The organism is Streptomyces paludis, assembly GCF_003344965.1.
GTDB lineage: Bacteria > Actinomycetota > Actinomycetes > Streptomycetales > Streptomycetaceae > Streptomyces > Streptomyces paludis.
Genome location: NZ_CP031194.1, coordinates 5913949 through 5937257, shown reverse-complemented (window position 1 = coordinate 5937257; position 23309 = coordinate 5913949). Strand labels below are relative to the sequence as shown.

At 72.0% G+C, this 23309-nt stretch carries 20 protein-coding genes and 2 pseudogenes; 7 read left to right on the top strand and 15 right to left on the bottom strand.

Translation table 11 applies throughout. The features are described from left to right. Window positions 1-61 precede the first annotated feature (61 nt). The 4 genes and pseudogenes from DVK44_RS26300 to DVK44_RS26285 all read left to right on the top strand — a co-directional run. Window positions 62-1006 (top strand): ABC transporter permease, encoded by a 945-nt coding sequence (locus DVK44_RS26300; protein ID WP_114665449.1) that lies wholly within the window; start codon window positions 62-64, stop codon window positions 1004-1006. Next, a complete protein-coding gene (locus DVK44_RS26295; RefSeq protein WP_114662512.1) occupies window positions 1003-1965 on the top strand; it encodes an ABC transporter permease in 963 nt (320 codons plus the stop codon). The genes DVK44_RS26300 and DVK44_RS26295 overlap by 4 nt, the downstream gene beginning before the upstream one ends. Further along, complete coding sequence (locus DVK44_RS26290) at window positions 1962-2933, top strand: ABC transporter ATP-binding protein (RefSeq protein WP_228447378.1); 972 nt, start codon at window positions 1962-1964, stop codon at window positions 2931-2933. Before DVK44_RS26295 ends, DVK44_RS26290 begins: the two co-directional genes overlap by 4 nt. Beyond that, a pseudogene (locus tag DVK44_RS26285) lies at window positions 2930-3706 on the top strand (ABC transporter ATP-binding protein); the annotation flags it as partial. The gene DVK44_RS26290 and the pseudogene DVK44_RS26285, both read left to right, overlap by 4 nt. A 270-nt stretch (window positions 3707-3976) precedes the next feature. Here DVK44_RS26285 and DVK44_RS26280 read toward each other — a convergent pair. From DVK44_RS26280 to rimP, 8 genes are all read right to left on the bottom strand, one after another. Beyond that, entirely contained in the window at window positions 3977-4915 is a 939-nt protein-coding gene (locus tag DVK44_RS26280) for a bifunctional riboflavin kinase/FAD synthetase (RefSeq protein WP_114662510.1), read from the bottom strand. Window positions 4916-5203: 288 nt separating this feature from the next. Beyond that, a complete protein-coding gene (gene truB / locus DVK44_RS26275; RefSeq protein ID WP_114662508.1) occupies window positions 5204-6103 on the bottom strand; it encodes a tRNA pseudouridine(55) synthase TruB in 900 nt (299 codons plus the stop codon). Continuing rightward, on the bottom strand, window positions 6100-6609 hold the full coding sequence (rbfA, locus tag DVK44_RS26270; protein WP_114662506.1) for a 30S ribosome-binding factor RbfA: 510 nt from the start codon (window positions 6607-6609) through the stop codon (window positions 6100-6102). Before rbfA ends, truB begins: the two co-directional genes overlap by 4 nt. Window positions 6610-6706: 97 nt before the next feature. Continuing rightward, on the bottom strand, window positions 6707-7000 hold the full coding sequence (locus DVK44_RS26265) for a DUF503 domain-containing protein (protein ID WP_114662504.1): 294 nt from the start codon (window positions 6998-7000) through the stop codon (window positions 6707-6709). Between the two features lie 137 nt (window positions 7001-7137). After that, window positions 7138-10248: a translation initiation factor IF-2 gene (gene infB, locus DVK44_RS26260; RefSeq protein WP_114662503.1), complete on the bottom strand. Its 3111-nt coding sequence runs from the start codon at window positions 10246-10248 to the stop codon at window positions 7138-7140. Window positions 10249-10397: 149 nt separating this feature from the next. Continuing rightward, a complete protein-coding gene (locus DVK44_RS26255) occupies window positions 10398-10724 on the bottom strand; it encodes a YlxR family protein (RefSeq protein WP_114665447.1) in 327 nt (108 codons plus the stop codon). Between the two features lie 84 nt (window positions 10725-10808). Beyond that, entirely contained in the window at window positions 10809-11894 is a 1086-nt protein-coding gene (gene nusA / locus DVK44_RS26250; RefSeq protein ID WP_114662501.1) for a transcription termination factor NusA, read from the bottom strand. A gap of 2 nt (window positions 11895-11896) precedes the next feature. Next, complete coding sequence (gene rimP / locus DVK44_RS26245; protein WP_114662499.1) at window positions 11897-12394, bottom strand: ribosome maturation factor RimP; 498 nt, start codon at window positions 12392-12394, stop codon at window positions 11897-11899. A gap of 136 nt (window positions 12395-12530) precedes the next feature. On the opposite strand from rimP, the gene DVK44_RS26240 reads away from it, so the two are divergent. From DVK44_RS26240 to DVK44_RS26230, 3 genes are all read left to right on the top strand, one after another. Beyond that, window positions 12531-13142, top strand: coding sequence for a hypothetical protein (locus tag DVK44_RS26240; RefSeq protein ID WP_331461636.1), 612 nt, complete (start codon window positions 12531-12533; stop codon window positions 13140-13142). Beyond that, a complete protein-coding gene (locus tag DVK44_RS26235) occupies window positions 13139-13573 on the top strand; it encodes a ferritin-like domain-containing protein (protein WP_114662497.1) in 435 nt (144 codons plus the stop codon). The genes DVK44_RS26240 and DVK44_RS26235 overlap by 4 nt, the downstream gene beginning before the upstream one ends. 74 nt (window positions 13574-13647) lie before the next feature. Then, window positions 13648-14562 carry an aminoglycoside phosphotransferase family protein gene (locus DVK44_RS26230; protein WP_114662495.1) on the top strand — a complete coding sequence of 305 codons (915 nt, stop codon included), beginning with the start codon at window positions 13648-13650 and terminating at the stop codon, window positions 14560-14562. A 215-nt stretch (window positions 14563-14777) separates the two neighbouring features. On the opposite strand, the gene DVK44_RS26225 is transcribed toward DVK44_RS26230, so the two are convergent. From DVK44_RS26225 to DVK44_RS26195, 7 genes and pseudogenes are all read right to left on the bottom strand, one after another. Continuing rightward, entirely contained in the window at window positions 14778-16469 is a 1692-nt protein-coding gene (locus tag DVK44_RS26225) for a proline--tRNA ligase (protein ID WP_114662493.1), read from the bottom strand. A 74-nt stretch (window positions 16470-16543) separates the two neighbouring features. Next, window positions 16544-17140 carry a GNAT family N-acetyltransferase gene (locus DVK44_RS26220; RefSeq protein ID WP_114662491.1) on the bottom strand — a complete coding sequence of 199 codons (597 nt, stop codon included), beginning with the start codon at window positions 17138-17140 and terminating at the stop codon, window positions 16544-16546. 80 nt (window positions 17141-17220) lie between these two features. Continuing rightward, window positions 17221-18066, bottom strand: coding sequence for a GNAT family N-acetyltransferase (locus DVK44_RS26215; protein WP_181957529.1), 846 nt, complete (start codon window positions 18064-18066; stop codon window positions 17221-17223). Window positions 18067-18363: 297 nt separating this feature from the next. After that, window positions 18364-19518, bottom strand: coding sequence for a flavodoxin-dependent (E)-4-hydroxy-3-methylbut-2-enyl-diphosphate synthase (ispG, locus tag DVK44_RS26210; protein WP_114662489.1), 1155 nt, complete (start codon window positions 19516-19518; stop codon window positions 18364-18366). A gap of 182 nt (window positions 19519-19700) precedes the next feature. After that, complete coding sequence (locus tag DVK44_RS26205) at window positions 19701-21002, bottom strand: M50 family metallopeptidase (protein WP_114662487.1); 1302 nt, start codon at window positions 21000-21002, stop codon at window positions 19701-19703. Between the two features lie 95 nt (window positions 21003-21097). Beyond that, window positions 21098-22348 (bottom strand): annotated as a pseudogene (dxr, locus tag DVK44_RS26200) (1-deoxy-D-xylulose-5-phosphate reductoisomerase); the annotation flags it as partial. A 160-nt stretch (window positions 22349-22508) separates the two neighbouring features. Then, complete coding sequence (locus DVK44_RS26195; protein WP_162794054.1) at window positions 22509-23249, bottom strand: hypothetical protein; 741 nt, start codon at window positions 23247-23249, stop codon at window positions 22509-22511. Window positions 23250-23309: the final 60 nt, after the last annotated feature.

Genomic DNA, 23309 nt, shown 5'->3' with positions numbered 1-23309 from the left:
TCCGGGCACCCGGACCGCTCCCGGCCGCCGGGCCGCGTATCCGCTCCATGTGGCGGGCAAGATGGGCGGCGCGGCCGTCTCGCTCTTCGCCGTCCTCGTCACGAGCTTCTTCCTCTTCCGGATCGTCCCGGGCGACCCGGTCCGCGCCATGACCCACGGTGTCCCGACCTCGCCGGAGCAGATGGCCACCCTGCGCCGGCAGTTCGGGCTGGACCTGCCGCTGTGGCGGCAGTTCACGGAGTACTGCGCCAAGGCGCTGACCGGCGACCTGGGTACGTCGTACCAGTTCCACGCGCCGGTCGGTGAGCTGATCGCGGAGAAGCTGCCGGCGACCCTGCTGCTCACGGGGGTCGCCGTGGTGATCTACTCGGCGCTCGGCCTCTGGCTCGGCACCCGCGCCGCCTGGCGGAGCGGCGGCCTGGGCGACCGGCTCAGCACCGGTCTGGCGCTGACGCTGTGGTCCGTGCCCGCCTTCTGGCTCGGTCTGCTGCTGATCATCTTCTTCTCGGTGGGCATCGGTCCCGTCCCCGGTCTGTTCCCCACCGGTGGGATGGAGTCGGGCGACTCGTCGGGCTTCGGGTACGTCCTCGACGTCGCCCACCATCTGGTGCTGCCCGTGATCACGCTGGTCGCGGTCGGCTACGCGCAGACGCTGCTGGTCATGCGGTCGTCCCTGCTGGACGAGATGGGCGCCGACTATCTGACGACGGCGCGGGCGAAGGGGCTGCGGGACGCGCTGGTACGCCGCCGGCACGCCGTGCCGAACGCGTTGCTGCCCACCGTCACCATGGTCTTCATCAATCTGGGCCATGTGGCGGCCGGTTCCATCCTGGTCGAGACGGTGTTCTCCTGGCCGGGCCTCGGCGGGCTGTTCTACCAGGCGCTGAGCGTGCCCGATCTGCCCCTCGTCCAGGGGCTGTTCGTCGTCTTCGCCGGAGCGATGATCCTGATGAACCTCCTTGCCGACCTGCTCCATCCGCTGCTCGATCCCCGGGTGGGCCGATGAATCCGGAGAACACCGCACCGGAGCCCGCCGAAGCGCCGCCCACTGGCGCCGGGCCCGCCGCCGCCGGGCTCACCGCCGCCGCGCTCGCGCGCGCCCGCCGCCGTGCGTCGCTGGTCCGCTTCTGGCAGCGCTACCGGGACCGTCGCGGCGGGCTCATCGGGCTCGCCGGGCTCTCGCTCCTCGCGATCGTCGCCCTGTGCGCACCGCTGATCGTCGGCGCCGGCGTGCAGCGCGTGACCGACGCGCCCGGCACCGCGCTGGAGCCGCCCAGCGCCCGGTTCCCGCTCGGCACCGACCAGTTCGGGCGCCCGCTGCTCTCCCTGCTGATCTGGGGCTCCCGGATCTCCCTGACCGTCGGGCTGCTGGCCGCCGCGCTGTCGGTGGCCATCGGTACGCTGGTCGGTGTCCTCGCCGGACACTACGGCGGCTGGTTCGCCACCGTGGTCATGCGCGTCACCGACTGGTTCCTGGTGATGCCGACGCTCGTCCTCGCCATCGTGCTGGCCACCGTCATGTCCCGGTCGATCTGGACGGTGATCCTGGCGATCGGCGTCACCAGCTGGCCCACGACCGCCCGGCTCGTCCGCGCCCAGACCATCGCCGTCGAGTCCCGCCCGTACATCGAACGCGCCCGCGCGCTCGGCGGCGGGCACCGGCACATCATGACGCGCCACGTCCTGCCCAATGTGCTGCCGCTGGTGCTCGCCCAGACCACGCTCGGCATCTCCGCCGCCATCCTCACGGAGGCCACCCTCGCCTTCCTCGGCCTCGGCGATCCGGTCGTCGTCTCGTGGGGCGGCATGCTCCAGGACGCGCGCGAGGCCGGCGCCGTCTCCTCCGGGCACTGGTGGTACCTGGCGCCGCCCGGCCTCGCCATCGCGTGCGTCGCGCTCGCCTTCACGCTCTGCGGACGCGCCGTCGAGTCCGTACTCAACCCGAGGCGGGTGGTGTCCCGGTGAACGCGCTGGAGATCAAGAACCTTCATGTGACGTACGGTTCGGGCCCCGGCGCCGTCCCCGCCGTACGCGGCGTCGGCCTGACCGTCGAGCCGGGCCGCAAGCTGGGACTCGCCGGGGAGTCCGGCTGCGGCAAGTCCACCCTGGCCCTCGCCCTGCTCCGGCTGCTGCCGCCCACCGCCACGCTCTCCGGGGAGATCCTGCTCGCCGGCGAGGACGTCCTCACCATGAAATGGGGCCGGCTCCGCGCCGTACGGTGGGCGGGCGCCTCGATCGTCTTCCAGAGCGCGATGCACTCGCTCAACCCGGTCCACCGGATCGGCGACCAGATCGCCGAACCCGTCCTCCTCCACCGGCGCACCACCCCGGCCGCCGCCCGCGCCCGCGCCGGCGCGCTCCTGGAGCAGGTCGGCCTCCCCGCGGCCCGCGCCGGCGCCTACCCGCACGAACTCTCCGGCGGCCAGCGCCAGCGCGTGATGATCGCCATGGCGCTCGCCTGCGACCCCCGGCTGATCGTCGCGGACGAGCCGACCACCGCGCTCGACGTCATGACCCAGGCGCAGATCCTGCGGCTCATCGAACGCCTGGTCGCGGACCAGGACATCAGCCTGCTCATGATCAGCCACGATCTCGCGGTCCTCGCCGACACCTGCGACCGGCTCGCCGTCATGTACGCGGGCCGCGTCGTCGAGGAGGGACCGGCGCGCGCCGTGTACGACACCGCGCTCCATCCGTACGGCCACGCGCTCTCCGCCGCCTTCCCGCGCGTCGGCGACCCCGCCTCGCGGCGCGCCCCCCGCGGGCTGCCCGGCGACCCGCCCGACCCGTCGGCGCTGCCGGGCGGCTGTACGTTCCACCCGCGCTGCCCGGTCACGCTCGACCGCTGCGCCACCGACGACCCGGAGCTGCGGGACGCGGCCCCGGGCCGGCGCGCGGCCTGCGTCCGGATCGCCCCGGCGGTGCCGTCATGAGCACCCCGCCGGAGCCACGGCCCGGCCCGCTGCTCTCCGCCACCGGCCTCCACGTCGTCTTCCCCGGCCGCCGCGGCACCCCGGCCGCCCGCGCGGTCGACGGGGTCGACCTCGACATCGGCGCCGGGGAGATCGTCGCCCTGGTCGGTGAGTCGGGCTGCGGCAAGACCACCCTCGCGCGCGCCCTGCTCGGTCTCGTCCCGCCCACGGCCGGCCGTGTCGTCTTCGCCGGTGAGCCCCTGACGTACGGCTCGCGCGCCCTCAAGGCGTACCGCAAGCGCGTGCAACTCGTCCTCCAGGACCCGAGCGGCTCGCTCAACCCCCGGCACACGGTGTACGACGCGGTCGCCGAGGGCCCACGCATCCACGGCCGCCCGGGCGACGAACGCGCGGCCGTGGCCGAGGCGCTGTCCCGGGCCGGCCTCCGCCCGCCCGAACGCTTCTTCCTCCGCTACCCGCACGAGCTGTCCGGCGGCCAGCGCCAGCGCGTCGTCATCGCGGGCGCGCTCGTCCTCGAACCGGAACTCATCGTCGCCGACGAGCCGGTGGCCTCCCTCGACGCGTCCGTACGCGGCGAGATCCTGGCGCTCCTGCTGTCCCTGCGCGCCGAACTCGGCCTGTCCGCGCTGGTCGTGACCCACGACCTGGGGCTCGCGTGGAACATCGCGGACCGGGTGGCGGTGATGTACCGCGGCCGGATCGTGGAGACCGGCCAGGTCGAGGACGTCCTGATGACACCTCAGCACCCCTACACCCAGGCGCTGTTGTCCGTCCGCCACCGCTAGGGGGCCGTGGTGCGGGCCGGTTCGGGGTGCGGGCCGGTTGTCCCCGTGCCGGGGGCCGGGGCACTCCGGAGGCGCATCCCCGGATGCATGATTTACGCCGCGTGCGGCTTCGTCGGCCGACTGCGGACCGTACAGCGGCACAAATCACGCTCTACATCCGGGGACGTCACCTCCTGCGACCCCGGCCCCCTCCCGCCGGTGGGGGCGGGCGCACCGCCCGCGCAGGCCGGGCCCGAACGCGCGCCCAAAAACAGACGGCTACGCCGTCAACTCCCGCGCCTGCTTCACGTCCGCCGCCATCGCTTCCAGCAGCGCCTCGATCGACTCGAACTTCCGCTGCCCGCGTACGTACGTCAGAAAGTCCACGGTCACGTGCAGCCCGTAGAGGTCCAGCCCCACCCGGTCGATCGCGTACGCCTCCACCGTCCGGTCCACGCCGTCGAACTGCGGGTTCGTGCCGACGGAGATGGCCGCGGGCATGCGCTCGCCGTCGGCGGTGAGCCAGCCCGCGTAGACGCCGTCCGCGGGGATCGCGGTGTGCGGGAGGGTTTCGACGTTGGCCGTGGGGAAGCCCAGCTCACGGCCGCGCTGGGCGCCGCGTACGACCACGCCCTCGACGCGGTGCGGGCGGCCGAGGATCTCCGCCGCGCCCGCGACATCGCCCTCGGCGACCAGTCGGCGGGTGAGGGTGGACGAGAAGGGCTCGCCGCCGCCCGCCGCTCCGCTGAGGGAGAGATCGACGACCTCCACCTCGTATTCGTAGGTCGGGCCGAGGTCGGCGAGGACGGCGACATTGCCCGCCGCCCGGTGGCCGAAGCGGAAGTTGGGGCCCTCGATGACGGCGCGCGCGTGCAGCTTGTCGACAAGGACCTTGACGATGAAGTCGGCGGGCGAGAGCTTCGAGAAGGCGAGGGTGAACGGCAGGATCAGCAGCGCGTCCACGCCCAGCTCGGCCATCAGTTCGGCGCGCCGGTGGTGGGGGGCGAGCAGGGGCGGGTGGCTGCCGGGGCGGACGACCTCGCTGGGGTGCGGGTCGAAGGTCACGACGACCGAGAGAACGCCCAGCTCACGGGCGCGTTCAACGGCCCGGCCGATGATCAGCTGGTGTCCGCGGTGCACCCCGTCGTACGAGCCGATGGTGACGACGCTGCGCCCCCAGTCCTGGGGGATGTCCTCCAAGCCACGCCAGCGCTGCACTGTGACCGCTCCTCGCCCGAACCCATGTACATGATTTCCAGTTACGCAGATCTAAGACTGCCATGCCCGGCCCCCATGGCCCGCACCGGCACCGTTGAACGCCGGCCGCCACCGACCGCCGCCGTCCGGGGCCGGTACACCGCCGCCGTGAGCCGGGCACGCCCCCTGTGCACCCTCCGGACACTCCGTGCGCCCGCCTGTTGGGGTGAATGCGGGGCTCGGGGTGGATAGATCCCTGCCGGAGGGGGATCGTGGAGCGGGCAGGCTCGCCTGCCCGCTCCACGGTGTTCAGGCGAAGACCGCGAGGCTCTTGGCCTTGCCGCGCTGCTCCTCGACGAGCGCGACAAAGCGCCCCTCGGGGTCGAACGCGGCGACGGGGCTGGTGGGGAAGGCCGGCATATCCAGCCGTACGCCGTTGACCAGCAGCTTTGCCCGCTTGTCATCGACGTCCCAGCGGGCGAACGCCGCCGCGGCGGCGTCGGCGACGGGCATGACGGTCAGCTCCTCCTGGAGCTGGTCGAGCGTCCGCGCGGCGTCCAGCGCGTACGGGCCCACCCGGGTCCTGCGCAGCGCCGTGAGATGGCCGCCGACGCCGAGGCCGGCGCCCAGGTCGCGGGCGAGGGCGCGGATATAGGTGCCGGACGAGCAGACGACGGAGACGACCAGGTCGAGGACGGGGGTGCCGTCCTCGGCGACGGCCGCGCGGACGTCGTACAGCCGGAAGGACGAGACGGTGACCGGGCGGGCCGGGATCTCGAACTCCTCGCCGCCGCGGACCCGCGCGTACGAGCGCTTTCCGTCGATCTTGATGGCGCTGACCTTGGACGGCACCTGCATGATCGGGCCGGTCAGCGCCGCGATCCCGGTGTCGATGGCTTCGCGCTTGACGGCGGAGGCGTCGGTGGCGGAGGTGATCTCCCCCTCGGCGTCGTCCGTGACGGTGTTCTGGCCGAGCCGGATCGTGCCGAGGTACTCCTTCTCGGTCAGCGCGAGGTGGCCGAGGAGTTTCGTGGCCCGCTCCACGCCGAGGACGAGAACGCCCGTCGCCATGGGGTCGAGGGTGCCGGCGTGGCCGACGCGCCGGGTTCTGGCGATCCCGCGCATCTTGGCGACGACGTCGTGCGAAGTGAAGCCCGACGGCTTGTCGACGATGACAAGCCCGTCGGGCGTCGTGTTCTGCTGAGTCATTCCGCGGCGGCACCGTCCGTGCGGCCGGTGCCCGGGCCGTCGGTGCCCGGGCCGCCGTCCGTGGCGGGGTCGTCGTCGGAGTCCGGGTCGTCGTCCTTGCGGTACGGGTCGGCCCCGGCCGCGTAGGACTTCCCGGTGGACACGTCCCGTACCTCCGCGTCCTTGGCGCGCGCCTTGTCGAGGAGGTCCTCGATGGTGCGGGCGTTGTCCGGGAGGGCGTCGGGTACGAACGCCAGGCTCGGGGTGTGGCGGACGCCGGTCTGGCGGCCCACCTCGGAGCGCAGCACGCCCTTGGCGCTCTCCAGGGCGGCGGCGGAGGCCGCGCGCTCCTCGTCGTCGCCGTAGACCGTGTAGAAGACCGTGGCCTCCCGCAGATCGCCGGTGACGCGGGCGTCCGTGATGGTCACGAAGCCGAGTCGCGGGTCCTTGATACGCCGGTCCAGGGTCTCCGCGACCACGACCTGGATGCGATCGGCCAGCTTGCGGGCCCGCGCGTTGTCGGTCACCGGTCCGTCACTCTTCCTTCTGGGTTTCTTGTCGTGCAGGTCAGTCTTGTGTCGCCCGGTCGTCCCGGCGAGTCCCGGCCGGTTCTCGTCGTCCCGGTCAGTCCTCGTCGCTGTGCAGCCGCCGCCGTACCGACAGCAGCTCCACCTCGGGCCGGCCGGCGACCATGCGCTCGCAGCGGTCGAGCACGTCCGTGAGGTGTTCCCAGTCGCCGGACACCACGGCCAGGCCGATCTCGGCCCTGCGGTGGAGGTCCTGGCCGCCGGTCTCCGCCACGCTCACCGCGAACTTCCGGTGCAGCTCGGCGACGATCGGCCGGACGACAGAGCGTTTCTCCTTCAACGACCGTACGTCGCCGAGGAGCAGATCGAAGGACAGAGTCCCCACATACATAGACGTCCGGATGTCCCGCCGGTACGGGTTCGACGCCCTGCCAGCGCTTGGCAGGGGCATCGAAACCGTACACGGAACGGCCGGGGCCGATCGACGGAATTACGTCCCGTCGACCGGCCCCGGACGGCAGATGTGCGTCAGCCTCGCGGCTTCTCGCGCATCTCGTACGTCGCGATGACGTCGTCGATCTTGATGTCGTTGAAGTTTCCGAGGTTGATACCGCCCTCGAAGCCTTCGCGGATCTCGGTGACATCGTCCTTGAAGCGGCGCAGACCCTGGATGTTGAGGTCCTCCGCGATGACCTTGCCGTCGCGGATGAGCCGGGCCTTGGTGTTGCGCTTGACCTCGCCGGAGCGGATGAGGACACCCGCGATGTTGCCCAGCTTGGACGAGCGGAAGATCTCGCGGATCTCCGCCGTGCCCAGCTCGACCTCTTCGTACTCCGGCTTGAGCATGCCCTTGAGGGCCGCTTCGATCTCTTCGATCGCCTGGTAGATGACCGAGTAGTACCGGACGTCCACCCCTTCGCGGTCGGCCATCTGCGCGGCACGCCCGGCGGCGCGCACGTTGAAGCCGATCACGATGGCGTCGGAGCCCATCGCCAGGTCGATGTCCGACTCGGTGACCGCACCCACACCGCGGTGCAGGACGCGGATGTCGACCTCGTCGCCGACGTCGAGCTGGAGCAGCGAGGACTCGAGAGCCTCCACCGAACCGGACGCGTCGCCCTTGATGATGAGGTTGAGTTCCTGCACCAGACCGGCCTTGAGGGCCTCGTCCAGGTTCTCCAGGGAGAACCGGACGCCCCTGCGGGCGAACGCCGCGTTCCGCTCGCGAGCGGCACGCTTCTCGGCGATCTGCCGGGCAGTGCGGTCCTCGTCGACGACGAGGAAGTTGTCGCCGGCGCCGGGGACATTGGTGAGACCCAGGACCAGGACGGGCGTGGAGGGCGTCGCCACGTCGACGTTGTTGCCGTTGTCGTCGAGCATCGCCCGGACCCGGCCGTACGCGTCACCGGCGACCATCGTGTCACCGACGCGCAGCGTGCCGCGCTGGACGAGCACGGTGGCGACGGCGCCGCGACCGCGGTCGAGGTGGGCCTCGATGGCGATACCCTGCGCGTCCTGATCCGGGTTGGCCCGGAGGTCGAGCGAGGCGTCCGCGGTGAGGACCACGGCCTCCAGCAGGCTGTCGATGTGCAGACCCTGCTTGGCGGAGATGTCGACGAACATGGTGTCGCCGCCGTACTCCTCGGCCACCAGCCCGAACTCGGTGAGCTGACCGCGCACCTTGGTCGGGTCGGCACCCTCGACGTCGATCTTGTTGACCGCGACCACGATCGGCACACCGGCCGCCTTGGCGTGGTTCAGCGCCTCGATCGTCTGGGGCATCACACCGTCATTGGCCGCGACCACGAGGATCGCGATGTCGGTGGACTTGGCACCACGGGCACGCATGGCGGTGAACGCCTCGTGACCCGGGGTGTCGATGAAGGTGATCTTGCGCTCTTCACCGTTGACCTCGGTGGCGACCTGGTACGCACCGATGTGCTGCGTGATACCGCCGGCCTCGCCCGCGACGACGTTCGTCTTGCGGATGGCGTCCAGCAGCCTGGTCTTACCGTGGTCGACGTGACCCATGACGGTCACGACCGGCGGACGGGAGACGAGTGCTTCCTCGCCGCCCTCGTCCTCGCCGAACTCGATGTCGAAGGACCCGAGCAGCTCGCGGTCCTCCTCCTCGGGGCTGACGATCTCGACCACGTAGTTCATCTCGCCGGCGAGGACCTGAAGGGTCTCGTCGGAGACGGACTGGGTGGCGGTGACCATCTCGCCGAGGTTCATCATCACGGCGACGAGCGACGCCGGGTTGGCGTTGATCTTCTCCGCGAAGTCGGTGAGGGAAGCGCCGCGCGACAGCCGGACCGTCTGGCCCTGGCCACGCGGCAGCATGACGCCGCCGACCGACGGGGCCTGCATGGCCTCGTACTCCTGGCGCCTCTGCCGCTTCGACTTACGGCCACGACGGGCGGGCCCGCCGGGACGGCCGAAGGCGCCCTGTGTGCCACCGCGGCCACCGGGACCACCCGGACGTCCGCCGAAGCCGGGACGGCCACCGCCGCCACCGAAGCCGCCGCCACCGGGACGACCCGGGGCACCGCCGCCGCCACCGCCACCGGGACGACCGGCGAAGCCACCGCCGCCACCGCCACCGGGACGGCCGGCGAAGCCGCCGCCGCCACCGGGACGACCGCCGCCACCGGCACCGGCCGGACGGCCGGGACCGCCGGGACCACGGCCACCGCCGGGGCCACCGCCGGGACGCGGGCCGGCAGCGGGACGCTGCGGCATCATGCCCGGGTTGGGACGGTTACCACCGGGGCCACCGCCCGGACCCGCGGCCCGGGGGGCCTGCGGGCGGGGCATGCCGCCGGGGGACGGACGTCCACCGGTCTGTCCGCCGGGACCGGCCTGGGGACGGGGACCGCCACCCTGACCCGCACCCTGCGGACGCGGGCCGCCGGGGGCACCGGCGCCACCGGGACGCGGGGCGCCGCCGGGACGGGGCGTCTGCGGACGCGCCATTCCGGTCGAACCGCCCGAGGTGAAGGGGTTGTTGCCCGGACGCGGGCCCGCGGGACGGGCGCCGGGACGCGGGGCCTGGCCGGGGCGCGCGCCGCCGGAGCGGCCGCCCTGACGCTGGTCGCCGCGCTGGTCACGCTGCTCGCCACCCTGGCGCTGCTCACCCTGACCGCCCGTGGGACGGGCGGCGGGACGCGGGCCGGGGGTGGCACCGGGCCGGGGACCGGCGGCCGGGGCCGACGGGGGCGCGGTGAACTCCGGTACGGCCGGCGCGGCGGGCGCGGGCTTCGGAGCTGCCGCGGGACGCGGGGCCGGTGCCGGACGCGGGCCGGGGGTCGGCGCGGCGGAGGGGGTGCTCCTGGGAGCCTCGGCGGCGGCCGGCTTGGGGGCCGGGGCACCGGGCTTGGGAGCGGGACGGGCCGCCTGCGCCGGTGAGGGCGCGGCGGGACGGGCGGGGGTCGCCTTGCGGGGCGCCCCGGGCTTCGCAGCGGGCCGGCCGTTGCCGGCGGGCCCCTGGAGAGCATCAGTCAATTTGCGTACAACCGGCGCCTCGATCGTCGAGGAAGCCGAACGGACGAATTCACCGAGTTCTTGGAGCTTGGCCATGACGACCTTGCTCTCGACGCCGAACTCCTTGGCGAGTTCGTATACCCGGACCTTAGCCACTTCGCTCCTTTTAGGTCCGGGTTACCGCCGGACCGTCGCTACTTCATGGGCGTACTCATCGCGTACTCATCGAGTGCTCATCGCAATCTCGACCTACTTCCAACTCGCGAGGTACCTGAACCGCACGGGATTCCGTGCCGTACTTCTTCTTACAGCGCTGCCTGCGCAGTGCCTGTCTCCATGGCCGGACTCGTCTCCATGGCGGTGCTCGTCCCGACGGCCCGGCGCAGTCGCGCGGTGTCGAGCGGTCCCTGGACCCGGAAGGCCCGGGGGAACGCCCGGCGGCGGACCGCCAGATCGAGACAGTTCAGAACGGGGTGCGTATACGCACCCCGGCCGGGCAGCGTACCGCGTGGATCGGGGACACATTGGTCACCGACCAGCACGATGCGCAGCAGATCGCTCTTGGCCGCTCGCTCCCGGCAGCCCACGCAGGTTCGCTCAGGGCATGCTCGGTCGCTCGTCCGCCCGGACATCCTCAAGTCTACCTCCCCGCGCCGACCCCACCCCTTTGGGGCAAGGTCCGAACGCTCGTACGCGCCGACACCACTCCCGGATCGTTACCGACGGGTACCGCGGTCGCGGTCGCCGGCGCGGTCCTGACCGCCCTGACGGTCGCCGCCGCGGTCACCACCGCGGTCGTCGCGGTCACCTCGGTCGTCGTCGGACTGCTCCGTGTCGGGGCGGATGTCGATGCGCCAGCCGGTGAGGCGGGCGGCCAGACGGGCGTTCTGCCCCTCCTTGCCGATCGCCAGCGAGAGCTGGTAGTCCGGGACGGTCACCCGCGCGGAGCGTGCTCCCAGGTCCACGATCTCGACCTTGCTGACCCGGGCCGGCGAGAGCGCGTTGGCGACCATGTCGGCCGGGTCGTCCGACCAGTCGACGATGTCGATCTTCTCGCCGAGCAGCTCCGCCATGACATTGCGCACACGCGCGCCCATCGGGCCGATGCAGGCGCCCTTGGCGTTGAGCCCGGACCGGGTCGACCGCACCGCGATCTTCGTACGGTGGCCGGCCTCGCGGGCGATCGCCGTGATCTCGACGGAGCCGTCCGCGATCTCCGGCACCTCCAGCGCGAAGAGCTTCTTCACCAGATTGGGGTGGGTGCGCGAGAGGGTCACCGAGGGCCCGCGTACGCCCCGGGCCACCCGGACGACGTACGTCCGCAGCCGCAGCCCGTGCGTGTACTCCTCGCCGGGGACCTGCTCCTGGACGGGCAGGATGGCTTCGAGCTTGTCGTCCAGCCGCACCAGGACGTTCTTCGGGTCCTTGCCCTGCTGGACCATGCCGGCGACGACATCGCCCTCGCGGCGCGCGTACTCGCCGAACGTGACGTCGTTCTCCGCGTCGCGCAGCCGCTGCTGGATGACCTGGCGGGCGGTGGTGGCGGCGATCCGGCCGAAGTCCGACGGGGTGTCGTCGAACTCCTTGGGCTCCTGGCCCTCCTCCAGATCGGCCGGGTCCTCCTTGGCCCAGACCGTCACATGCCCGTTCTCGCGGCTCAGCACGACCCTGGCGCGCCGGTGGCTGCCGTCGGTGCGGTGGTAGGCGATGAGGAGGGCGGATTCGATCGCCTCGACCAGCAGATCGAAGGGGATCTCCTTCTCTTGTGCCAAGCCCTTCAGGAGCTTCACATCGATGTCCACGGCTACGCCTCCTCTTCCTTCTTGTCCTTGCGGTTGAACTCGATCTCCACACGCGCCTTGGCGATGTCCGCGAACCCGATCCGGCGGGCGGTGGGCTTGCGCCCCTTCACGCCCGGCACTTCGAGGTCGAGCCCTTCGTCGTCGACGGCCATGATCCGGGCCACCAGCTCATCACCCTCGACCGGCTGGATCCGGGCCAGCCGGGAGACGGCGCGTACGTAGTGGCGGTGCTCGGTCAGGGGGCGCTCGGCGCCGGGGGAGGTCACTTCGAGCTGGTACTCGTCGTCGCCCATCGCGTCCGTCTCGTCGAGTTTCTCGGAGACGGAGCGGCTCAGTTCAGCGACCTCGTCGAGGTCCACACCGTCGTCCGAGTCCACCACGATCCTCAGCACCCGGCGCCGGCCCGCCCGCGACAGCTCGATCTCTTCCAGATCAAGGTCCTTGGCGCTGACGAGCGGCTCCAGCAGTTCGCGCAGCCTCTCGCTCTGGGTGGTGCTCATCCGGGTGACTCCTCGGCCGCGTGTGCTGTTGTGGGATCGTCGCGTGTCTGATCGGTGTGTGTCGGATCAAAGGGTATCCGGTCCCAAGGGGTGTTGCCGTCCACGAACGAGTGACCCGCGGGTACGCTCGCCTGCGGTGATCATCGCGAAGTCCGAGGAGAGACGCGTGGGGCGCACGGGGACGACACGCAGGCACGCGCTCATGGCCGCGGGCGCGACGGCGGCCGGTCTGCTGACCGCCTGCACCTCGGGCGGCTCGTCGGACGGCGTCCTGTCACCGGACGCGGCGGCCCGGGCGGCCCGCGCGGCACGGGCGCTGCGCAAGCGAGCGGCGGGTGACAGCGAGGAGCTGCTGCGCCGGTACGACGCGGTGCTGGCCCGCCATCCGCGGCGGACGGAGCTGCTGACCCCGCTGCGCGCGGCCGTCGCCCGCCATGTGTCGGCGTTGACGTTACGGACGGGCGAACCGTCACCGGACAGCAGTTCGGACGCTGATCCCGACACCGATACGGGCGGTAATACGGACAAAGTTCCGGAAAAACCTTCCGCCACTCTCGCGGGAGCGTCCGCCGTCTCCTCCGATCCGGCGGAGGCGCTCAAGGAACTGGCCGCCGCCGAGCGCCGTACCTCCGACGCGCACACCGCCTCGCTCGTCACCGCCGCCCCCGAGCTGGCCCGGCTGCTGGCCTCGCTGGCCGCCGCGAACGCCGCCCACGCCTATCTGCTGACCGAAGGAGCCCGCTCGTGACCACCGGTGCGCCGGCCGCCGCCCTGACCGCCGCCCAGGCGGCGCTCGCCGCCGAGCACGCGGCGGTGTACGGGTACGGGGTCGTCGGCGGCCGGGTCGACGCGGCCCGCCAAGCCGAGGCCACCGCGGCGTACGCGGCCCACCGGGCCCGGCGCGACGCGCTCGCCAGGACCGTACGCGACCTGGGCGGCCGGCCCGCCGCGTCGGCGGCGGCGTACACCCTGCCGTTCGCGGTCCCGGACGCGGCGGCGGCAGTGCGGCTGGCCGCCGAGCTGGAGGACCGGGTCGCGGGTGTCTACTCCGATCTCGTCCGGGCCGCCGAGGGGCCGCTGCGCCGCGAGGCGGCGGGCGCGCTGCGCGAGGCGGCGGTGCGCGCGACGCGGTGGCGCGGCAGCGGCGTAGCCTTCCCCGGTCTCGCCGAACGCGCTTAGCCCGCCCTCGGCGGGCCGGGCGGTGAGCCGTCCGGACAGGACTGGGCGCCGGGCACGAAGGGGACCGATCACATATGGGTGGCGAACCGCCGGGGCGTCTGGTGCGCTCGCTCGGCGAGAAGTACGGGCACTCTCGCGCGGCCGAGTGGCTCGACCGGCTGCCGGAGACCACGGCGGAGGCGGTCGCCCGGCGCGGGCTCGACATCGAGCGGGTGATCGCGCCGGGCGGCCGGAGCGGGCTGCTCCTGCTCGTACGCCGCCCCGACGGCTCCCCCGCGACGCTCAAGATCGCCCCGCCGTTCGCGGCGCCCGGCCCCGAGCGGGCGGCGCTGGCGCACTGGCACGGCTCGGGCGCGGTGGAACTCCTCGATCCGGTGAACGGCACCGGAACCGAGGACGGCACGCTGCTGCTGGAGCGGCTGCACCCCGAGATGTCGCTGCGCTCCCTGCCCGAGGCGAAGGCGCTGCTGGAGGCTGCGGGTACGGTCCGCCGGCTGTGGGTGGAGCCGCCCGCGGATCACCCGTTCGAGACGGTGGCCGGGCGGACGGCCCGGCAGGCGGACGCGCTGCGGGCGAGCGAGGACGAGACGCTCGCGCCGCTGGTCTCCGCCGCCCTCGCGGCCCGCGAGGCCCTCTGCGCGGACGGACCGGCCGAGGAGCTGCTCCTGCACGGCGCGTTCCGCCAGGGCAAGGTTCTCGCGGGCGACCGGGCACCGTGGCTCGCGGTCGGCCCCGAGCCCGTGGTGGGCGAGCGCGCCTACGATCTGGCGCGGCTGGTCCGGGACCGGGTGGAGGACCTGGTGGCCGCCTCCTCCGGCGCCTCCTCGGCCCGCCGCCGCGTCGGCAGGCTGGCGGACTCGCTGGACCTGGACCGCGAGCGGGTACGCGGCTGGACGCTGTTCCGGGCGGTGGAGTCGGGCGTACGCGCGCTGACGGCGGGCCGGCGGCAGAGCGCGGAGCTGCTGCTGGAGTTCGCGGGCTGGCTGTAGGCGAACGCCCCTTGAGCGAACGCCCCTTGCCGGACGGGCTGTCGAGCCCGTCCGGCAAGGGGAGGACCGGGGTGGTCCCCTTGCCGGTCAACCGATCGGACACCGGCCAGGGGACCGAAGCGGACCGGGGACCGGTTCATCGGTCGCTCACGGTCCGGCCGGCCGACACGGCCACCACCAGGCCGCCGACTGCGGCGCGGCACGCGGTCAGTCGGTCATGCCGTCAGGCGCGCGATCGCCTCCGCCACCGTCAGCTCCTCGCGCTCCCCCGTGCGCCGGTCCTTCAGCTCCACCACGCCCTCGCCCGAGCGCCGTCCGGCCACCAGGATCTTCGGCACACCGATCAGCTCGGCGTCGGTGAACTTCACGCCCGGGGAGACACCGGGGCGCTCGTCCACCAGGACGCGCAGACCGGCCGCCGCGAGCTGCTCGGAGACATCGAGCGCCAGCTCCGTCTGGAGCGCCTTGCCCGCCGCGACGACATGGACGTCGGCCGGGGCGATCTCGGCGGGCCAGCACAGGCCCTGCTCGTCGGCGCTCTGCTCGGCGAGGGCCGCGACGGCGCGCGAGACACCGATGCCGTACGAGCCCATGGTCACGCGGACCGGCTTGCCCTGCTGGCCGAGGACGTCGAGCTGGAAGGTGTCGGCGTACTTGCGGCCGAGCTGGAAGATATGGCCGATCTCGATCGCGCGGTCGAGCTTGAGGCCGGCGCCGCAGGCCGGGCAGGGGTCGCCCGGCTCGACGACGACCACGTCCAGGTACTCGTCGACCTCGAAGTCCCGGCCGACGACGACGTTCCGGGCGTGTGTGCCGGGCTTGTTGGCGCCGGTGATCCAGGCCGTACCGGCCGCGACGCGCGGGTCGGCGATGTAGCGGATCTTGAGGCCCTGCGGGCCGACGTAGCCGCGTACGAGGTCGGGCCGGCCGGCGAAGTCGTCGGCCGTGACCAGCTCGACCACGGCGGGCGCGAGGTGCTCGCCGAGCTTGCCGAGGTCGACCTCGCGGTCGCCGGGCACACCCACGGCGGTGATCTCGCCGTCCACCTTGACCAGCAGGTTCTTCAGCGTGGCGGACGCCTCCACACCGAGGTGCGCGGCGAGCGTCTCGATGGTCGGGGTGTCGGGGGTGTCCAGCTCCTCGACCGGGCCGTGCTCGGTCACCGGAACGGCCGGCGCCACGAAGGTCACGGCCTCGGTGTTGGCTGCGTAGTCGCAGCTCGGGCAGTCCACGAACGTGTCCTCGCCGGCGCCGGCCGGGGCGAGGAACTCCTCGGACGCCGAGCCGCCCATCGCGCCGGAGACCGCCGAGACGATCCGGAAGTCGAGGCCGATCCGGGCGAAGATCTTCTGGTAGGCGGCGCGGTGCAGCGCGTACGACTCGGCCAGGCCCTCGTCCGTGGTGTCGAAGGAGTACGAGTCCTTCATCTGGAACTCACGGCCGCGCAGCACGCCGGAGCGGGGACGGGCCTCGTCGCGGTACTTCGTCTGGATCTGGTAGAGCATCACCGGCAGGTCCTTGTAGGACGTGCACTGGTCCTTGACGACCTGGGTGAAGATCTCCTCGTGGGTCGGGCCGAGCAGATAGTCCGCGCCCTTGCGGTCCTTGAGGCGGAACAGCAGGTCGCCGTACTCGTTCCAGCGGCCGCTCGCCTCGTACGGCTCCCGGGGCAGCAGCGCGGGCAGCAGCACCTCCTGGGCGCCGATCGCGTCCATCTCCTCGCGGACCACGCGGGAGATGTTGTCGAGGACCTTCTTGCCGAGCGGCAGCCAGCTCCAGATGCCGGCGGACGTACGGCGGACGTATCCGGCGCGGACGAGCAGCTTGTGGCTGAGGGTCTCGGCGTCCGCCGGGTCGTCGCGCAATGTCTTGACCATCAAACGGGACATGCGCTGGACCTGGGACATGGGGAGCACTCCTGCGTTCTGCGTTCTCTCGGCTGTTGTCAGGAGGTTAGCCGGGGCGCGGGGGCAGGCGGAAATCAGATTCCCCCCGCGCCCGATCCCGCCGTACCCGGTCTGCGCAGCGGGAGGGGCGCGCCCATCACGGCGTACGGCGTGGGGGCGCTCGGGAAGTGGACCTGCCGGGCGAGGTCCGCGTAGCCGAGCGAGCGGTACATCCGGCGGGCCGGGCTCTCGGTGTCGATGGCGGACAGGATCGACCGGGGCTGCCCGGCGCCGTCCGTGAGGGTGGTGATGAGGGCGCGGCCGATGCCGCGCGCCTGGAACGCGGGGTGGACATGCAGCTCGGTGATCACGAAGGAGTCGTCGAGCCAGCCGTCGTCGCCGGTGACGCGCAGATACGGTTCGACGACGGTGGACCACCAGTGGACGCGGTCGTTGGGCAGGCCGTACACGAAGCCGACCAGCCGTCCGTCGGCGGTGGTGGCGCCGAGGGCGCGGCAGCCGCGCTGAAGGTTGTGGCGCAGCACGATGTGGCGGCGTACGCCGACCTCCTCCTCGCTGAGTCCGAAGGCGAGGGCCTGTACGGCGAGGGCGTCGTCGACGCGGGCGGCGAGATCGAGGGGGCCGACCTGGACGTCGGGGGTGCGCGGGCTGCTCCCGGGGATGCTCGGCATGGGGCCGGACCCTCACTTTCGCGGCGGTCGGGGACTGTCGTGCGCGTCGGACCGGTCACCGGTCACAGGGGCCGGACCGGTCAGAAGAGCACGCTCATGAAGGCGCCCACCTCGCGGAAGCCGACACGGCGGTAGGCGGCCCGCGCCGGGGTGTTGTAGTCGTTGACGTACAGGCTGACGACGGGCGCGACATCGGCCAGGGCGTACCGTACGACGGCGGCCATGCCGGACTCGGAGAGGCCGCGCCCGCGGTGGTCCGGGTCGACCCAGACGCCCTGGATCTGGCACGCCTGGCGGGTGGCGGCGCCGATCTCGGCCTTGAAGAGGACCTTGCCGTCCTCGATTCGGGCAAACGAACGACCTGCGCCCACCAGTTCGGCCACACGCGCCTGGTAGAGGAGTCCGCCGTCGCCCGCGAGCGGGGAGATACCGACCTCCTCGGTGAACATGGCCACGCAGGCGGGCATGATCGTCTCCAGCTCGTCCTTGCGGATACGGCGGACGAGCGGATCGGGCGCGACCTCCGCGGGGAGCTGTTCCGTGACCATGAGCGGCTGGTGGGCGCGGACCTCGCGGGCGGGGCCCCAGCTGGGCTCCAGCAGCCGCCAGAGCTGGGCGGTGGGCTCGGCGGGGCCGACGATCGAGGAGCAGCGGCGGCCGGTTCTGCGGGCGCGGTCGGCGAAGGCGCGGACGGCCTCGGGGGTGGCGCAGATGGGGACGAGGTTGGCGCCGGCGTAGCAGAGGGAGCGGAGGCGTCCGTCCGCGTACCAGCCCCACATCTCGCCGCCGAGGCGCCAGGGGTCGAGCCCGGCGACCTGGACGCGGGAGGTCACGAAGGCGTTGGCGACGGGCTCGCTCTCCAGGATGGCGAGCGCGGCGCCGAGTTCGCTGGGTTCGAGGACCCGGGTGGTGGTCTGCGTCAACACGAGGGGCCTCACCGTACGGCTGCTGATCCCCGCACTGTACCTGGCGACTCTGTGGTACGCCGCCGGTGGCGGTGGAGGGGGCGCACACACGACGGGTCTCGCGGCCGGTGGGCCCGGGGGCCGGGTGGCGCGAGACCCGTGAGGTGCGGGGTGGGGCCGGGACCGGCCGGGGATCCGCTGAGGTGCGCGGGGTCCCGGGCGGTCCGTACGGCTCCATCGGCTGTGTCTGCCGGGGCTTGCTGGGTCTACTGGGTCTGCCGGGTCTGCTGGAGCGACCGCGTCAGCCTGTCAGCGGCGTCAGCTGACGGAGACCTCGGGCTCACCGGAGGGGACGCCGTCCCTCTCCATCTGCTCGGCGATCTTCATGGCCTCGTCGATGAGGGTCTCCACGATCTTCGACTCGGGGACGGTCTTGATGACCTCGCCCTTGACAAAGATCTGGCCCTTGCCGTTGCCCGAGGCCACTCCGAGGTCCGCCTCGCGCGCCTCGCCGGGCCCGTTCACGACACAGCCCATGACGGCGACCCGCAGCGGGACCTCCATGCCCTCCAGCCCGGCCGTGACCTCCTCGGCGAGCTTGTACACATCGACCTGCGCCCGGCCGCACGAGGGGCACGAGACGATCTCCAGCCGGCGCGGTTTCAGGTTCAGCGACTCCAGGATCTGGATGCCGACCTTGATCTCCTCGACCGGCGGGGCCGACAGCGAGACCCGGATGGTGTCCCCGATGCCCTCGCTGAGCAGCGCGCCGAACGCCACGGCCGACTTGATCGTCCCCTGGAACGCGGGGCCGGCCTCGGTCACCCCGAGGTGCAGGGGGTAGTCCGACTGCGCCGCCAGCTGACGGTACGCGTTGACCATGATCACCGGGTCGTTGTGCTTCACCGAGATCTTGATGTCGCCGAAGCCGTGCTCCTCGAAGAGCGACGCCTCCCAGAGCGCCGACTCGACCAGGGCCTCCGGCGTCGCCTTGCCGTACTTCCGCAGCAGCCGCGCGTCCAGCGAGCCCGCGTTCACCCCGATACGGATCGGGGTTCCCGCGTCGGAGGCGGCCCGCGCGATCTCCTTGACCTTGTCGTCGAACTGCTTGATGTTGCCCGGGTTCACCCGGACCGCCGCGCATCCCGCGTCGATCGCCGCGAAGACGTACTTCGGCTGGAAGTGGATATCCGCGATCACCGGGATCTGCGATTTGCGGGCGATGGTCGCCAGCGCGTCCGCGTCGTCCTGCGTCGGGCAGGCGACCCGTACGATCTGGCACCCCGAGGCCGTCAGCTCCGCGATCTGCTGGAGCGTCGCCCCGATGTCCGACGTTCGTGTCGTCGTCATCGACTGCACCGACACCGGCGCGTCACCACCGACCGCCACCGACCCGACCTGGATCTGGCGGCTGACCCTCCGGTCTGCGAGCTTCGTCGGAACGGACGGCATTCCGAGAGAAATTGCGGTCATCTGAAGTGCAACCCCAAGGTGTGGATCGAGGTCCCGGGACGGGCGGGCTCCAGCCCCGAGATTACGCCACCGCGTACCGCCGCAGCACATCCACACAGAAATTCCGCCCAAACGTAAGCGGCCGGACACAAATGGTGTCCGGCCGCTGTGAATCGGGGAGGATCAGCCGATCTCCCCCTGGATCAGCTGATCTTGACGGGGTTGAAGACGTCCGCGACAAGGACGAGCAGCGTGAAGCAGACGAAGATGCCCGCCACTACGTAGGCGACCGGCATCAGCCTCGCCACGTCGAACGGACCGGGGTCGGGCCGCTTGAAGATCCTCGCCAGCCGGCGGGTGGCGGACTCCCAGAGCGCTCCCGCGATATGACCGCCGTCCAGGGGCAGCAGCGGCAGCATGTTGAAGAGGAAGAGGGAGAGGTTGAAGCCGGCCAGCAGGAACAGCATCATCGCGATCTGGTTCTGCGCCGGGATGTCCAGGGACATCACCTCGCCGCCGATACGGGCCGCGCCGACCACCCCGACCGGGGAGTCGTCCTTGCGCGGTCCGTCGCCGAAGGCCGCGCTCCAGAGATCGGGGATCTTGGAGGGGAGGGCGATGATCGAGTCGACGCCGTTGGTGATCATGTCGCCCATCCGGCCGACGGAGTCGGTGAAGGAGAGCGGCACGATCTCGGTGGCGGCGGCGAAGCCGAGGTAGCCGGCCGGGATGTACTTGTCCGGGATGACCTCGCCCTTGGAGTCCTTCGCGGCGACCATGTTCTTGGCGAGCGTGGCGTTCAGCACCTGCTCCGTGCCGTCGCGGTCGACGGTGATGGTGGCGGGGCCGATCGTCTCGCGGATCAGGTTGGACAGCGTCGCCCAGTCGGCGACGCGCTCCCCGTTGAACGCGACGATCCGGTCGCCCTTCTTGAGCCCGGCGGCCTGGGCGGGCGAGACGGGGTCGCTCTGCGCGCAGGTGTCGCGCTGCTCGCTCTGCGAGATCACACACTTCTGTACGCCGGCGACCTGCGTGGTCTGTGTCTGGAAGCCGAAGCTCATCGCCACGCTCATGAAGATCACGGTGGCGAGGATCAGGTTCATGAACGGGCCCGCGAACATGACGATCACGCGCTTCCAGGGCTTGCGCGTGTAGAAGAGCCGCTTCTCGTCGCCGGGCTCCAGCTCCTCGTAGGCGGCGGAGCGCGCGTCCTCTATCATCGCGCGCCACGGCGAGGTGGACCGCGCCTGGATCCGGCCGTCGGCTCCCGGCGGGAACATGCCGATCATGCGGATGTAGCCGCCGGCGGGGATCGCCTTGATCCCGTACTCCGTGTCGCCCTTCTTGCGCGACCAGAGGGTCGGCCCGAAGCCGACCATGTACTGCGGCACCCGGATACCGAACATCTTGGCCGTGGTGAGATGGCCGAGTTCGTGCCAGGCGATGGAGAAGAGCAGCCCGACGACGAACACAAGGATGCCGAGGACCGTCAACAGAATCGTCATGCGCGAGCCTCCGCTGGCTGTTCTTCGCTGAATGTCGCACTGGTGGAGCTGGTGGATGCCGCGCCGGTGGAGCCGGCCGATGCCGTACGGGACGGCGCCGCCGCGCCTTCGCTGAACTTCGCCGCCGTCTCGCGGGCCCGGGCGCGGGCCCAGGTCTCGGCTTCGAGGACGTCCGCCACCGAGAGCGCGGTTCCCCCATGGGGGGTGCCGTGTGCCGCGACGACCTCGGTGACCGTGTCCATGATGCCGTTGAACGGGAGCCGGCCCGCCAGGAACGCGTCGACGCACTCCTCGTTCGCGGCATTGAACACCGCCGGGGCCGTTCCGCCCAGCGTCCCGACGTGCCGGGCGAGTCCCACGGAGGGGAACGCCTCGGTGTCGAGGGGGAAGAACTCCCAGGTCGACGCCTTGCTCCAGTCGAACGCGGGCGCGGCGTCCGGCACCCGGCGCGGCCAGCCGAGACCGACGGCGATCGGTCCGCTCATATCCGGCGGGGTCGCCTGGGCCAGGGTCGAGCCGTCGTTGAATTCCACCATCGAGTGAACATACGACTGAGGGTGTACGACGACCTCAATCCGTTCGAAGGGAATGTCGTAGAGAAGATGGGCCTCGATCACTTCGAGCCCCTTGTTGACCAGGGTCGCCGAGTTGATGGTGATCACCGGGCCCATGGCCCAGGTGGGGTGGGCGAGGGCCGCCTCGCGGGTGACCCCGGCCAGTTCGGCGCGGGTACGGCCGCGGAAGGGCCCGCCGGAGGCGGTGACGACGAGCTTGCGGACCTCGGCGCGGGTGCCGGCGGCCAGGGCCTGGAAGAGCGCGGCGTGCTCGGAGTCGACGGGGATGATCTGGCCCGGTTTCGCCAGCGCCTTCACCAGCGGGCCGCCGACGATCAGCGACTCCTTGTTGGCGAGGGCGAGCGTCCGGCCCGCGGTGAGGGCCGCGAGGGTGGGGGCGAGACCGATGGAGCCGGTGATGCCGTTGAGCACGGTGTGGCAGTCGGACGCCGCCAGGTCGGTGGCCGCGTCCGGGCCCGCGAGGATCTCGGGGAGCGGTTCGCCCGTCCCGTACCGGGCCGCGAGCGCCTCCCGCAGCGCGGGCACGGCGTCCTCGCGCGCGACCGCGACCGTCCGGACCCGCAGCCGCGCCGCCTGCTCGGCGAGCAGGTCCACCCGGCCGCCCGCCGCGGAGAGCGCGGTGACGCGGAAACGGTCGGGGTTGCGCAGGACCAGCTCGATGGCCTGCGTGCCGATGGACCCGGTGGAGCCGAGGACGACGATGTCCCGGCGGCCCTCGGTCGGATCGAAGGCGATGTGCGGATCGGCGAGAGGGGCTGAGGTGTCGCTCATGCCCCCATTCTTGCCTCATCCGCGGGCCGCTCCGACAGCGCGCCCCCGCGGATGTCGCTGTGCGCCGGTCTGTGCTGACTTGGCCGCCCGCCGGTGGCCGAATTCCCTTGGCGCTTCCCGTCGATTCCTTACCGCGCGCTTATCGCGGCCTACCGCGGGCTTACCGCGCGGACCTGAATTTCTCCCACTGGGCCCGGACGATCTCCGCGGGCACTCCCCCGACATCCTGGATCCCGGCGATTTCGGCCCGGAAGGCGAGCGTGACGGAACCGGAACGTACAACGGTCAGATATTCGTAAAGCTTCTCCTCGCCTTTCACATCGAGGATCGTGAAGCGGTACGCGCGGGCCTCGTCCCCCACGCCGGGCGCCTTGGCCGGTTCCACCTTCAGATACTTCGCCCGCGCCACGGCCCGCTCCTCGGTGAACCCGCCCGCACACGCCCGCCCGGCCGCGCCCAGCGCCTTCATGACACCGCGCGCGCCTTGGGCCGCGTACGAGCGCAGCTGTACGGAGACGGTCAGGCCCAGGATCTCGTCGGGGATGTCGACCCTGCGGTGGACCTCGGCGACCGGGTCGAACGCGGTGGCGCCCTCGGTGAGACTGACCAGCGGCCGGCAGACGGCCGGTGAGGCGGTGTAGTTCTCGCCGAGCGGGACACCGAGGGCGTACTCGGAGGCGGTGTACATCCCGACCTTCTCGCCGTCCGTGAACGAGGCGGCGGTGAGCCGGGCCAGGGAGACCGGCGCGGGCGCGGCGGCGGAAGCGGAAGCAGCGGCGGACCCGGAGGCGGAAGCCGAGGGACCGCCCTTGCCGTCCGCGCCGCCCTCCCCGCCCCCGCTGCATCCGGCGAGACCGATCACCACCGCCCCGGCCACCACCCACACGACCGCTTCCCGCACAGCCCGGAACATCCGCACCCCCGTCATGAGTCCATCGCCGGCGCGCTCGCGCCGCGCGAT